This window comes from Modicisalibacter coralii, assembly GCF_004117855.1.
Lineage (GTDB): Bacteria > Pseudomonadota > Gammaproteobacteria > Pseudomonadales > Halomonadaceae > Modicisalibacter > Modicisalibacter coralii.
Window position 1 is genome coordinate 18,830 of sequence record NZ_QWBW01000011.1, and the last position, 12,598, is coordinate 31,427.

Annotated in this window: 11 protein-coding genes; 7 read left to right on the forward strand and 4 right to left on the reverse strand. The window is 68.1% G+C overall.

Annotated elements, in window-relative coordinates:
• The first annotated feature begins 4 nt into the window (after positions 1-4).
• From pheA to rpsA, 4 genes are all read left to right on the forward strand, one after another.
• On the forward strand, positions 5-1,099 hold the full coding sequence (gene pheA / locus D0901_RS06820) for a prephenate dehydratase (protein WP_129139553.1): 1,095 nt from the start codon (positions 5-7) through the stop codon (positions 1,097-1,099).
• Positions 1,100-3,358 carry a bifunctional prephenate dehydrogenase/3-phosphoshikimate 1-carboxyvinyltransferase gene (locus D0901_RS06825; protein WP_129139554.1) on the forward strand — a complete coding sequence of 753 codons (2,259 nt, stop codon included), beginning with the start codon at positions 1,100-1,102 and terminating at the stop codon, positions 3,356-3,358.
• A complete protein-coding gene (gene cmk / locus D0901_RS06830) occupies positions 3,355-4,053 on the forward strand; it encodes a (d)CMP kinase (protein WP_129139555.1) in 699 nt (232 codons plus the stop codon). Before D0901_RS06825 ends, cmk begins: the two co-directional genes overlap by 4 nt.
• Before the next feature lie 200 nt (positions 4,054-4,253).
• Positions 4,254-5,933, forward strand: coding sequence for a 30S ribosomal protein S1 (rpsA, locus tag D0901_RS06835; RefSeq protein WP_129139556.1), 1,680 nt, complete (start codon positions 4,254-4,256; stop codon positions 5,931-5,933).
• Positions 5,934-6,340: 407 nt separating this feature from the next.
• On the opposite strand, the gene D0901_RS06840 is transcribed toward rpsA, so the two are convergent.
• On the reverse strand, positions 6,341-7,081 hold the full coding sequence (locus D0901_RS06840) for an RNA methyltransferase (RefSeq protein ID WP_129139557.1): 741 nt from the start codon (positions 7,079-7,081) through the stop codon (positions 6,341-6,343).
• Between the two features lie 126 nt (positions 7,082-7,207).
• Between D0901_RS06840 and rlmM the strand changes: the two genes are divergently transcribed.
• Positions 7,208-8,317 carry a 23S rRNA (cytidine(2498)-2'-O)-methyltransferase RlmM gene (gene rlmM / locus D0901_RS06845; RefSeq protein WP_129139558.1) on the forward strand — a complete coding sequence of 370 codons (1,110 nt, stop codon included), beginning with the start codon at positions 7,208-7,210 and terminating at the stop codon, positions 8,315-8,317.
• Positions 8,318-8,344: 27 nt separating this feature from the next.
• Complete coding sequence (gene tusA, locus D0901_RS06850) at positions 8,345-8,587, forward strand: sulfurtransferase TusA (protein ID WP_129139559.1); 243 nt, start codon at positions 8,345-8,347, stop codon at positions 8,585-8,587.
• A 17-nt stretch (positions 8,588-8,604) separates the two neighbouring features.
• On the opposite strand, the gene D0901_RS06855 is transcribed toward tusA, so the two are convergent.
• The 3 genes from D0901_RS06855 to D0901_RS06865 all read right to left on the reverse strand — a co-directional run bounded on the left by D0901_RS06855 (position 8,605) and on the right by D0901_RS06865 (position 11,916).
• Positions 8,605-9,300, reverse strand: coding sequence for a hypothetical protein (locus tag D0901_RS06855; protein ID WP_129139560.1), 696 nt, complete (start codon positions 9,298-9,300; stop codon positions 8,605-8,607).
• Positions 9,301-9,371: 71 nt separating this feature from the next.
• A complete protein-coding gene (locus D0901_RS06860; RefSeq protein WP_129139561.1) occupies positions 9,372-10,499 on the reverse strand; it encodes a DUF3080 family protein in 1,128 nt (375 codons plus the stop codon).
• The gene (locus tag D0901_RS06865; protein WP_129139562.1) at positions 10,471-11,916 is read right to left on the reverse strand and encodes an MATE family efflux transporter; all 1,446 of its coding nucleotides are present in this window, start codon (positions 11,914-11,916) and stop codon (positions 10,471-10,473) included. Before D0901_RS06865 ends, D0901_RS06860 begins: the two co-directional genes overlap by 29 nt.
• Positions 11,917-12,009: 93 nt before the next feature.
• On the opposite strand from D0901_RS06865, the gene D0901_RS06870 reads away from it, so the two are divergent.
• Entirely contained in the window at positions 12,010-12,591 is a 582-nt protein-coding gene (locus D0901_RS06870; RefSeq protein WP_129139563.1) for an elongation factor P hydroxylase, read from the forward strand.
• The last annotated feature ends 7 nt before the right edge of the window (positions 12,592-12,598 follow it).

The window sequence follows — 12,598 nt, forward strand, 5'->3', positions numbered from 1 at the left end:
GCTTATGAGTGACGACACCCCCATCAATCTCGATGCGTTGCGGACCCGTATCGACCAGATCGACGGCGAGATCCTGCGCCTGATCAGCGAGCGTGCCGAATGCGCCCAGCAGGTGGCGCGGGTCAAGACCGCCGAGGACCCCCAGGCGGTGTTCTATCGTCCCGAGCGCGAGGCCCAGGTGCTGCGCCGGATCATGGCGCTGAACAGCGGGCCGCTGGATGCCGAGGAGATGGCGCGCCTGTTCCGCGAGATCATGTCCGCCTGCCTGGCGCTGGAACAGCCGGTCAAGGTCGCCTACCTGGGTCCCGAGGGCACCTTCACCCAGCAGGCGGCGCTCAAGCACTTCGGGGAAAGCGCCAAGAGCCTGCCCATGGCGGCGATCGACGAGGTGTTCCGCGAGGTCGAGGCCGGCGCGGTCCACTACGGCGTGGTGCCGGTGGAGAACTCCACCGAGGGCGTGGTCAACCATACCCTCGACTCGTTCATGGACTCCGGTCTGCACATCAGCGGCGAGGTGGTGCTGCGCATTCACCACCATCTGCTGGTCGCCAATACCACGCGCCGCGACAAGATCTCGCGCATCTACTCGCATCCACAGTCGTTCGCCCAGTGCCGCAAGTGGCTCGACGGCCACTACCCGCACGCCGAGCGCGTACCGGTGTCGTCGAACGCCGAGGCCGCGCGGCTGATCAAGAGCGAGTGGCACAGCGCGGCGATCGCCGGCGACATGGCCGCCAAGCTCTACGACCTCGAGAGAATCGCCGAGAAGATCGAGGACCGCCCCGACAACTCCACGCGGTTTCTGATCATCGGCCACGAGGCGGTGCCGATGTGCGGCGACGACAAGACCTCGCTGGTGGTGGCGATGCGCAACCAGCCCGGGGCGCTGCACGACCTGCTCGAGCCCTTCCACCGGCACCAGATCGACCTGACCCGTCTCGAGACCCGGCCCTCGCGGACCGGCGTCTGGAACTACGTGTTCTTCATCGACTTCAAGGGCCATCTCGACCAGCCGGAGGTGGCCGCCGTGCTCGACGAGGTGCGCCTGCGCGCCGCCGAGATGAAGGTGCTGGGTTCCTACCCGCAGGGTGTGCTGTAGATGGCATCGAGCCAGGCACGGCGGCGCCCGGCGGCGCCCGACGAGCCGCGCATCCTGATCGTCGGCCTGGGCCTGATCGGTGGCTCGCTGGCCGCGGCGCTCAAGGCGAACGGCTTCGTCGGCGAGATCGTCGCCTGCGATCGCGACCCCGACGAGATCGCCCGTGGCATCGCCATGGGCGTGGTCGATGACGGCGGCACGCGGCTCGCCGACTGGGTGGCGTCGAGCAGCCTGGTGGTGCTCGCCGTGCCGGTGCTGGCCATGGAAGCGGTGATGCGCGAACTGGGTGCGCTGCTCACCGACCAGGTGGTCACCGACGTGGGCAGCACCAAGGTGGCGATTCGCGCCGCCGCCGAGCGGGTCTTCGGCGCGCTGCCGTCGCGCTTCGTGCTCGGCCATCCGATCGCCGGGTCCGAGAAGAGCGGGGTGGCGGCGTCCGATCCCGCGCTGTACCGCCATCACAAGGTGATTCTCACCCCCGCGCCCGACAGCGATCCGGCTGCGGTGAGGCGTGTCCGTGCCCTGTGGGCGGCCTGCGGTGCCGAGGTGCTGGAAATGGCGATCGAGCGCCACGATCAGGTGCTGGCGCGGACCAGCCACCTGCCGCACCTGCTGGCCTTTTCGCTGGTCGACACCCTGGCGCGCCAGGACGAACGTCTCGAGATATTTCGCTATGCCGCCGGCGGGTTTCGCGACTTCACGCGGATCGCCGGCAGCGATCCGGTGATGTGGCGCGACATCTTCACCGCCAACCGCGACGCCGTGCTGGCGGCGCTGGACGATTTCGAGGCGGGCGTGGCGCGGCTGCGCACGGCGATCGTCGAGAGCGACGGCGATGCCATGCTGGCGACCCTGGATCGGGCCAGCCATGCCCGGCACTATTTCGACACCCTTCTGAATCAGACGAGATATCAGGCGATGGAACAACGCAACATCCGCTACCGGGTCAGCCCCGGGGGTGCCGTCCAGGGCACCATTCGCGTGCCGGGCGACAAGTCGATCTCGCACCGTTCGATCATGCTCGGCGCGCTGGCCAACGGGGTGACCCAGGTCAAGGGCTTTCTGGAAGGCGAGGATAGCCTGGCCACCCTGCAGGCGTTCCGCGAGATGGGCGTGGCGATCGAAGGGCCGCACCAGGGCCGCGTGACCATTCATGGCGTGGGCATGCACGGCCTGCAGGCGCCCGCCGGGCCGCTCTACGTGGGCAATGCCGGCACCGCCATGCGGCTCTTTGCCGGGCTGCTCGCCGGGCAGGCCTTCGATACCGAACTCACCGGCGATGCCTCGCTGACCAAGCGTCCGATGGGCCGGGTCGCCGATCCACTGCGCCGGATGGGCGCGGTGATCGAGACCGCCGAGGGCGGCCGTCCGCCGCTGACGATCCGGGGCGGGCAGCGGCTCGTCGGCATCGACTACGACATGCCCATGGCCAGTGCCCAGGTCAAGTCGTGCCTGCTGCTGGCCGGCATGTACGCCGAGGGCACCACGCGGGTGCGCGAACCGGCACCGACCCGCGACCATACCGAGCGCATGCTCAACGGCTTCGGCTATCCGGTGCAGCGCGACGGCGATCTGGCCTGGCTCGAGGGCGGCGGCACGCTCAGTGGCGGGCCGATCGACGTGCCCTCCGACATCTCCTCGGCGGCCTTCTTCCTGGTCGCCGCGGCGATCACCCCGGGCGCCGACCTGACGCTCGAACACGTCGGCATCAATCCCACGCGGATCGGCGTGATCAATATCCTCGAGGCGATGGGCGCCGACCTCGAACTGCTCGACCCGCGCGAGGTGGGCGGCGAACCGGTGGCCGACATTCGCGTGCGCCATTCGGCCCTCAAGGGCATCGAGATCCCCGCCGATCAGGTGCCGCTGGCGATCGACGAGTTCCCGGCGCTGTTCGTCGCCGCCGCCAACGCCGAGGGCACCACCCGCCTGCGCGGGGCCGCCGAGCTGCGCGTCAAGGAATCCGACCGTCTCGCGGCGATGGCCGACGGCCTGACGACCCTGGGCGTCGTCAACACGCTCCACGACGACGGCATCGACATCGTCGGTCGTGGCGGTTCGGGCGAGGGCGCCAACTACGGCGGTGGCCGGATCGACAGCCTGGGCGATCACCGCATCGCCATGGCCTTCGCCGTCGCCGCGCTGCGCGCCGGCGAAGCCGTGGTCATCGACGACTGCAACAACGTCGCCACCTCGTTCCCCGGCTTCGTCGAACTGGCGCGCCGCGTCGGCCTACAACTCGAGGAGGAGACGGCATGACGGCATCCCGAGCGCAGCACCCGGTGCTCACCATCGACGGGCCGGGCGGCGCCGGCAAGGGCACGGTGAGCCGGCGGGTCGCCGAGCGGCTGGGCTGGCACCTGCTCGACTCCGGCGCGCTGTACCGACTCACCGCCCAGGCCGCGGCCAAGTATGGCGTGGCGCTGGACGACGTCGCCGGGCTGGCGCGGCTGGCCGAGACCCTGGACGTGGCCTTCATCGCCGAACAGGGGCGCGCCAACGTGCTGCTCGAGGGCGAGGACGTCGCGCAGACGATCCGCACCGAGGCGGTCGGCGAGCGGGCCTCCCAGGTGGCGGCTATCCCCGAGGTGCGCAGCGCGCTGCTGGCGCGCCAGCGCGATTTTCGCCAGCCGCCCGGCCTGGTGGCCGACGGCCGCGACATGGGCACGGTGGTCTTTCCGGACGCCGCGCTGAAGATCTTCCTCACCGCGAGCGCCGAGGAACGTGCCCGACGACGCCTGCTTCAGTTGCAGGAAGCGGGCGTGGATGCTAGTCTACCGAGTCTTTTGAAAGAGATTCAGGCTCGTGACGCGCGCGATACCCAGCGCGCCGTGGCGCCACTCAAACCGGCAGACGATGCCGTCGAGCTGGACACCACCGAGCTGACGATACCGGATGTGGTCGATCACATTCTGCGACTGCTTGAAGATCGGGGTCTCGCGACCCAGCTTTGACGTGTCCCGATGCGATAACGCTTCCGGCGCCCCCGGCCCGACGTGATGACGTGGCACCGGCAACCTGACGATTGCTTCCGAGAGCCGGTCCAGGTCGAACCAGCGCCAACGTCCCCGGGGATATGTAGAGTAGGCCCGCACTCGCTGGTGGTGCGGAGAGGGCGAATAATCGCCATTAACGTTGATCACGTAGGATGCTCATGAGCGAAAGCTTTGCTGAACTGTTCGAACAGTCCCTCCAGGACATCAACATGGAACCCGGTGCCATCGTCATGGCGACCGTGGTGGACATCGAAGGTGACTGGATTACCGTCAACGCCGGTCTGAAGTCCGAAGGGCAGATCCCCGCTGCTCAGTTCCGCGACGAGAACGGCGAACTGACCATCGGTGTTGGCGATGAAGTCAAGGTCGCACTGGAAGCCGTCGAGGACGGGTTCGGTGAGACGCGTCTGTCTCGCGAGAAGGCCAAGCGCGCCGAAGCCTGGAAAGAGCTGGAAGCGGCCTTCGAGAAGGACGAGATCGTCAAGGGCGTGATCAACGGCAAGGTCAAGGGCGGTTTCACCGTCGACGTGTCCTCCATCCGTGCCTTCCTGCCGGGTTCCCTGGTTGACGTGCGTCCGGTGCGCGACACCACGCACCTGGAGAACAAGGAACTCGACTTCAAGGTCATCAAGCTCGACCCGAAGCGCAACAACGTCGTCGTCTCTCGCCGTGCCGTGCTCGAAGCCGAGAACAGCGCCGAGCGTGAAGCGCTGCTGGCGACCCTCCAGGAAGGTCAGCAGATCCAGGGTATTGTCAAGAACCTCACCGACTACGGTGCGTTCGTCGACCTGGGCGGCGTCGATGGCCTGCTGCACATCACCGACATGGCCTGGAAGCGCATCAAGCACCCCTCCGAGATCGTTGCCGTGGGCGACGAGATCAACGTCAAGGTGCTCAAGTTCGACCGCGAGCGCAACCGCGTCTCGTTGGGCCTCAAGCAGCTGGGCGAAGATCCCTGGGTCAACATCAAGGATCGCTACCCGGAAGGCACCAAGGTCAACGCCCGCGTCACCAACCTCACCGACTACGGCTGCTTCGCCGAGCTGGAAGAGGGTGTCGAGGGTCTGGTCCACGTCTCCGAAATGGACTGGACCAACAAGAACATCCACCCGTCCAAGGTCGTTCAGGTCGGCGACGAGGTGCAGGTGATGGTGCTGGATATCGACGAGGAACGTCGTCGTATCTCGCTGGGTATCAAGCAGTGCACCACCAACCCGTGGGAAGACTTCAACGCGCGCTACAACAAGGGCGACCGCGTTGCCGGTACCATCAAGTCGATCACCGATTTCGGTATCTTCATCGGTCTGGAAGGCGGCATCGACGGCCTGGTGCACCTGTCCGACATCTCCTGGTCCGAGACCGGCGAAGAAGCCGTGCGCCAGTTCAAGAAGGGCGACGAGGCGGAAGCCGTCATCCTGTCGATCGACCCCGAGCGTGAGCGCATCTCGCTGGGCATCAAGCAGCTCGAGACCGATCCGGTTTCCGAGTTCCTGGCGGTCAACGACAAGGGCGCGATCGTCACCGGTCGTGTCGTCGAGGTCGACGCCAAGGAAGCTCACGTCGAGCTGGCGACCGATGTCATCGGTGTCCTCAAGGCCTCCGAGATCAGCGCCGATCGCGTCGAAGATGCCCGCAACGTGCTCAACGAAGGCGACAGCGTCGAAGCCCGCATCGTCGGTGTCGATCGCAAGAACCGCGCGATCAACCTGTCGGTCAAGGCCAAGGACCAGGCGGACACCCGTCGCAATCTGAGCCGTCTGCGCGATCAGGAGCCCGAGACCGGCGGTGGCCCGACCACCATCGGCGACCTGATCAAGCAGCAGATGGGTCAGGACTGATCGAACGCGCTGTTTGAACGCGAGCGCCGAGCGCTCCATGAAACCGCGGCCTACGGGCCGCGGTTTTTTTAGGTTCATCGCATTGTGCCGGGAAATGCGGCACGGATCATCGCGAACAAGCTTCCTTCCACACCCCCCTGCCGGTTGGCTTGGCCTTGTGGGAGCGAATTTATTCGCGATGGCGGTGGGCACTGTACCTCCCCCGGCCATGCCGGGCGCCTGCGGCGCCAGTCGGGAACAAGTTCCCTCCCACAGGAATCCCCATGCTCCAGGGGGCCATCCAGGCTGGTTTTCGTGGGGAATTTATTCCCCATAGCGGGGCCTTGACGCTTCACGCTGATCCGCGAAGAACCTTTTTATGACTGACGCTCGCTCGGGCTAGCCCCAGCATTAGGTGACGGGGCCGATTACTCGCCGTCGAGCGGCGCGTCGATATGGCGCTCCAGCGCGCTGAGCAGCCCGCGCAGCAGCGAGAGCTCCTTGCGGCTGGGCTGGGCGCGGGCGAACAGCGCGTGCAGGTGGTCCGAGGTGCGGGCGTGGGGCTGGTTGAGAAAACCGGCATCTTCCATGACCCGCTGGAGGTGCGCGTGGAAATGCGTCAGTTGCTGCTGGGTGGGCAGCGGCCCGCGGCCGGGGGACGCGCCGGTCAGGCGCTGGCGCTGTCGCCAGGTGCGATGGACCTCGTAGGCCAGCACCTGGACCGCCTGGGAGAGATTGAGCACGCCGTAATCGGGGTTGGCGGGAATGCTCACCTGATGGGTGCAGTGGCGGATCTCGTCGTTGGTCAGCCCGAAGCGCTCGCGGCCGAAGACCAGCGCGACCGGCCCCTGGTCGGCGTTGTCGACGACCTCGTCGGCCATTAGGTCCGGTTCGTCGTAGTGGGGCAGCGGCAGGCTGCGCAGCCGCGCGCTGGCGCCGACCACCTGGACGCAGTCGCTCACCGCCTCGGCGAGGCCGTCGACGACGCGGGCCGAGGCCACGACGTCGTCGGCGCCCGCGGCCAGTCGGGTCGCTTCGTCATCGGGAAAGCAGCGTGGACTGACCAGCGTGAGCTGCGTCAGGCCCATGGTCTTCATCGCCCGGGCGGCCTGACCGATGTTGCCGGGGTGAAAGGTCTGGACGAGAACGATGCGGATGTTGTCGAGCATGAATCGGACTTGCCTTGGTCGGGGAGGGGCTCAGTTTACGCGAGGGCGTCGCCGGGCACGAGGGAGTGCCGGGTTGTCTCCGTGCGGGTCGTCCGGCTAGACTGCTTGGCCTTCCAAGGAGGCCCCATGTCACGTTCGCCGAAGTCGTCGCCCGCGACGTCCGAGAGCCGGCTCGCCCCCCGCGAGCTGCTGTTGTATTGCCGCGCCGGATTCGAAGGCGATCTGAGTGCCGAGCTGCAGGCCAAGGCCGAGGCGCTCGGCCATCCCGGCTACCCGATCGCCGCCGCGAACGAGTCGCACGTGCGCTTCGTGACCCTCGACGAACAACCCGCCAACCTACTGCACCGGCAGTTGCCGCTGGACGCGCTGATCTTCGCCCGCCAGTCGCTGGTGGCGTTGCCGGTGCTCGAGGCGTTGTCCCGCGATGATCGGGTCACGCCGATCGTCGAGCAGGTCGTCGCCAGCGGCTGGAGTTTCGAATCGCTGTGGCAGGAGACCCCCGACAACAACGATGCCAAGGCGCTGAGCGGCTTGACCAAGGCGCTGCAGCGCCCGCTCGAGTCGGCCCTGCGCAAGCGGGGCGCGCTGCGTCGCAAGGCCCAGGGGCGGCGCCTGCACCTGTACTGGACGCGCGGCGATCGGGTCCAGGCGGGCATGAGCTTCCCCGGCAATCGCAGCGAACAGCCCGGCGGTATTCCGCGGCTACGGTTCCCGCGCGAGGCGCCGAGCCGCTCGACGCTCAAGCTGGAGGAAGCCTGGCACGTCTTCGTGCCGCGTGACGAATGGCCGGCACGGCTGCACGAGGGCATGCAGGCGGCGGATCTCGGCGCGGCGCCGGGCGGCTGGACCTATCAACTGGTGCGGCGCGGCATGCACACCTACGCCATCGACAACGGGCCGATGGCGCCGGCGCTGATGGCCACCGGGCTGGTCGAGCACCTGCGCGAGGATGGCTTCACCTGGGAACCGCCCCAGCGGCTCGACTGGCTGGTGTGTGATATCGTCGACAAGCCGATGCGCGTGATCGACATGGTGGAGCGCTGGTTGATCCGGCGCTGGTGCCGCGAAGCGATCTTCAACCTCAAGCTGCCCATGAAACGCCGCTGGGACGAGGTCGAGCGCTGCCTGACGCGGCTGGCGCAGTCGCTGGAGGCGGTCGGCGTCGCCGCGGAGATCGCCTGCAAGCAGCTCTACCATGACCGCGAGGAAGTCACCGTTCACGTACGGCTACATTAAGACCGGATCATCTACGCGAGAATTGCGATGGAGTCTTCCCCCCGTTTCGATGCCGAACTCGATACCAGCGGGCTGTATTGCCCGGAACCGGTAATGCTGATGCACAACCGGGTCCGCGACATGCAGCCCGGCGAGGTGCTCAAGGTGATCGCCACCGACCCGGCGACCACTCGCGACATCCCCCAGTTCTGTACCTTCCTGGGCCACGAACTGCTGGCCCAGGAAACGCAGGCCGACAATACCTACCGGTACTTCATCAGGCTGGGTTGAGCGCCGCCCGGACGGGGTCAGTCGTCCTGAGCGACCATGCAGGCGAGGGCCTCCAGCGTGGCCGGATCCTCCTGGCGGATGCGATTGGCGATGGCGCGCTGGAAGAAGTACACCACCGCATGGCGGCTGTGGCCGGCGTAGAGACAGTCGTCGCCGGCGACCACCGGGGTCGATTCGACGCGGCTTTCATCGACCAGCAGCGCCTCGACCTCGCCATTGCTGTAGAGCCGCCAGCCGAAGACCAGCTTGAGTTGCCAGGTGGACTGCTGGTCGTCGAGACACAGGGCATGCGTGCCCAGCGTCTCGGGAAGCTGCTGCAGCAGGGTGGTCTCGCCGCTCTCCTCGTAATCGAAGTAGGCGGCGGCGTGCTCGAGTTCGTAGATCTTGTGCTCGGGCGGGCTGAGGAAGACTTCCTCGGTCTCCGGGTCGCGATAGCCGACGAAATGCCCATGCTCGGGATCGTCGAGATCGTGACACGGGGTCAGCGCTTCCATCCACGGCACCATGCCGACCACCTCGCCGTCCTCGCGCAAGCCCCAGGCGAGCACGGGCATGCCGTAGAGCGTCTCCGGATCCGAGGCCAGATGGTAGACCATCTCGAGGCCGTCGAGCTCGGGCGCCAGTCGGATCAGGCGACGCTTGGCCCTCAGCCGGTGTCGCATGGCGTCCAGGTCGATGACCTGGGCGGAGCGGGGGGATAGTGGGCTACCCATGGTTATCCTCCTCATCGGCAATGTTTCGGCCAGGGCCTCGCCTCACTATTAGCACAGCTCGACCCGGAAAGTTAAGCCCCGCGATCGCCGCTCGGCCCGGCGGGGGCGAGACAGCGTTGCCGCAGGCGCTCACGCAGCGCGGCGTGCTGGGCCCGGGCGGTACGAAAGGCCGGCCATGGCGCCTCCGGATGGGTGAGCGACAGCCAGTGACGGCGATAGGCGTCGATGGCCGGGCGCGAGACCGTGAACGCGCTCAGCAGGGCGTCCACGGCCGTCAGCCAGCGCTGCGCATCCCGGGCCAGGCTGTCGAGGTCGGCCCGCAGGCGCTGGCTTTCCTGCCCGTCGAGCGCGGCGGCCAGACGCTCGTCCGCCGGGGGCTCGGCGGCGGTGTCGGGCGCGCAGAATGCCGGGTCGGCGAGCCGTGCGGCAATCACCGGGTCGAGGTCATCGAGGCGCCGCGTGGCGAGCAGCAGGCTGCGCAGGATCCGTGCGGTCAGCGGCGCGTCGCGCAGCGCCTTGAGGTGGTTCTCGAGCGTGGCGGAGTCGGGCGTCCAGCGCGGATCGTATTGATGCAGCACCATCCGTCTCAGATAGCCCAGCGCCGCCAGTTGTGCCTCGAGGGAAGGCGTTCCACCGAGGGGCAGCGGCGCGCTGGCGCGCGAGAAGCTGCCCGTCCATTCGCTGGAGTCGAACAGGCCGTTCCAGCTCGCCCGTGGCAACTGGCGCGTCTTGCGCGCGAGCAGGTCGGCGAGTCGCTGGCGGTCGTCCTTCGCCAGGTCGCCGGCGCTGGTATCGTTCCAGCAGGCCTGCAACTGGCGCCAGAGCGCGAGTTCGTAGAGCCAGCGCTGGCTGGGGGCGGCCACCTTGCCGAGCTGGCTGTTGCGCTGGGCGACCAGGCGGACGATGCCGCAGCGGCGCAGCGCGTAGACGTCGAGCAGCCCCTCGCGGATCTCGTCGATGGTGAACCGGCGTGCGTCTCGTCCGGGGAAGGCGGCGATGTTGCGGGGCGGCGGCGTGGCGGGCGCCTCGACCCCCAACGCCGCGGCCAGGCGCTGCTGGTAGTCGATGAGCCGGTGGTCGGCCTCGCTGCCGCCCTGACAACCGGCGAGCAGGGCAGCGAGCAGCAGAACACCCGGCAGCAGGGCCGGCAGCCGGCGACGCCTCGGCCGTTCAATCGCCTGCCATGGCCGGCGCGTCATGGCACCACTCCCGACTGATGCGCCACAGCCGCCAGCCGAGCAGCACGGCGGCGACACTGAGTCCGGCGATCATGCCGATCCAGTAGCCGTAGACGCCCAGCGCGGGAATTCCCGGCCAGTGCCCGCCGGCCAGCAGGTAACCGCTGCCCAACCCCGCCAGCCAGTACGAGATCAGGGTGATGGCCATGATGATCCGGGTGTCCTTGTAGCCGCGCAGCGCCCCCGCCAGGGTGACCTGCAGGGAGTCGGAGACCTGATAGAGCAGGGCCAGGTAGATCAGCGACAGCGCCAGTTCCTGGACCGCCGGATTGGGCGTGTAGAGCGCCACCACCGGCCCCGCGGTGAGCCACAGCAGCAGGTCGTTGAGCAGCGCCACCAGCAGGCCGACCAGCGCGCCATTGGCGGCCACGAAGCGTGCCCGGCGCGGCGCGCCCCCGCCCAGGGTGTTGCCGACGCGGACCGTCAGCGCCATCGCCAGCGACAGCGGCAGCATGAACAGAATCGAGGTGTAGTTCAGTGCCACCTGGTGCGCCGCCACGGTGATCTCGCCGAAGCTGGCGATCAGCAGGGCGATCAGGGTGAACAGCGTCACCTCGACGAAGATTGCCACGCCGATGGGAATGCCCACATGCAGCAGTTCGGCCAGTTGCTCGCGCTGCGGGCGATGCCAGGTCAGCCACAGCTGAATCGGGGCGAAGACCTTGCTGCGCCGGGTAAAGCCGATCATCGTCAGGCACATCACCCACATGGCGATCGCCGTGGCGATACCGCAACCCTGGGCGCCCAGTGCCGGCAGGGTCGCCAGCGGGGCGGGCAGGGCGTCGCCGAACAGCGCGACCAGGCCATCGCCGCCGTAGATCAGCAGGTAATTGCAGGGAATGTTCGCGGCCAGGCCCACCAGGCTGATCCACAGCGTCGGCCGGGTATGGTTCATGCCGTCGGAGAAGGCGCGCAGGGCCTGGTAGATCGCCACCCCGGGCATGCCCAGCGCGACCATCGCCAGGTAATCGCCGGAAAGCTCGGCGACGGGGCCGGGGACGGCCATCAGCCGGAAGACCGGCGCGACGCCCCAGACGAGCAGCACCGCGGCGAGCCCGCCGAGCAGCAGCGCCAGCCACAGGGCCTGATGCACGAAGGGGCGGATCGCCGTGTCGCGCCGGGCGCCGAGCAATTGCGCGACGATCGGCGTCAGGCCCATCAGCGTGCCGGTCATGAACAGCATCAGCGGCAGCCACAGGCTGGAGCCCACCGAGACCGCGGCGAGATCGCGGGCACTGGCCCGCCCGGCCATGATCACGTCGGCCACGCTCATCCCCGACTGGGCGAGCTGGGCGCCACAGATCGGCAAGGCCAGGCGCAGCAGGTCACGGGTTTCGCGGCGGCTCTCTCGCCAGTGTCGACGCCACGTTTCGGTCATGTCGATGCTCCCTATCGACGCAGGTCATGAAAGGGCCAGTCTAACAACCGCGGTACATTTCCGCGCGTCGCCCGGCGCCGTATAATGCGCGCCATGAACGACACGCCTTCCACCCCCCACCGCATCACGGATGCCGTGGCGCTCTTCGACGGCCTGTTCGCCGACACCTTCGACACGCGCCTGGTGCGCGGCGGTGACGAACCGCTGTATCTGCCGGCGGATGCCGACTGCCCCTGGCACCGGGTGATCTTCGCCCGGGGCTTCTTCGCCAGCGCGCTGCACGAGATCAGTCACTGGTGCATCGCCGGCGCCCGACGCCGCCAGCAGGAGGATTACGGCTACTGGTACCTGCCCGACGGGCGCGACGCCGATCAGCAGGCTGCCTTCGAAAACGCCGAGGTGGCGCCCCAGGCGCTGGAACTGCTGTTCTCGCGGGCCTGCGGGCGGCGCTTTCATGTCAGCGTCGACAACCTCGGCGACGTGCCCGTCGATCGTGATGCCTTCCGCGCGCGGGTCGAGGCGCGGGCGCTGCGCTACGAGCGCGAAGGGCTGCCGGTCCGTGCCGCGGCGTTTCGCGACGCTCTCGACGCCTATTACCGGCGCGGGGCGCGCCGGGAGGCGGCGATCGCGGCGGGACGCGAGGGGCTGAGGGTCGCCCTGGCCGAATCGCCGTGAGTCCCGC

What these genes read in the sequence shown, in the direction of transcription:
- tusA (WP_129139559.1), top strand. Translation starts at nt 8,345, where the DNA reads ATGGAGTCTTCCCCCCGTTTCGATGCCGAACTCGATACCAGCGGGCTG.
- rlmM (WP_129139558.1), top strand. Translation starts at nt 7,208, where the DNA reads ATGTCACGTTCGCCGAAGTCGTCGCCCGCGACGTCCGAGAGCCGGCTC.
- D0901_RS06825 (WP_129139554.1), top strand. Translation starts at nt 1,100, where the DNA reads ATGGCATCGAGCCAGGCACGGCGGCGCCCGGCGGCGCCCGACGAGCCG.
- D0901_RS06840 (WP_129139557.1), bottom strand. Translation starts at nt 7,081, where the DNA reads ATGCTCGACAACATCCGCATCGTTCTCGTCCAGACCTTTCACCCCGGC.
- rpsA (WP_129139556.1), top strand. Translation starts at nt 4,254, where the DNA reads ATGAGCGAAAGCTTTGCTGAACTGTTCGAACAGTCCCTCCAGGACATC.
- D0901_RS06865 (WP_129139562.1), bottom strand. Translation starts at nt 11,916, where the DNA reads ATGACCGAAACGTGGCGTCGACACTGGCGAGAGAGCCGCCGCGAAACC.
- D0901_RS06870 (WP_129139563.1), top strand. Translation starts at nt 12,010, where the DNA reads ATGAACGACACGCCTTCCACCCCCCACCGCATCACGGATGCCGTGGCG.
- D0901_RS06855 (WP_129139560.1), bottom strand. Translation starts at nt 9,300, where the DNA reads ATGGGTAGCCCACTATCCCCCCGCTCCGCCCAGGTCATCGACCTGGAC.
- cmk (WP_129139555.1), top strand. Translation starts at nt 3,355, where the DNA reads ATGACGGCATCCCGAGCGCAGCACCCGGTGCTCACCATCGACGGGCCG.
- pheA (WP_129139553.1), top strand. Translation starts at nt 5, where the DNA reads ATGAGTGACGACACCCCCATCAATCTCGATGCGTTGCGGACCCGTATC.
- D0901_RS06860 (WP_129139561.1), bottom strand. Translation starts at nt 10,499, where the DNA reads ATGACGCGCCGGCCATGGCAGGCGATTGAACGGCCGAGGCGTCGCCGG.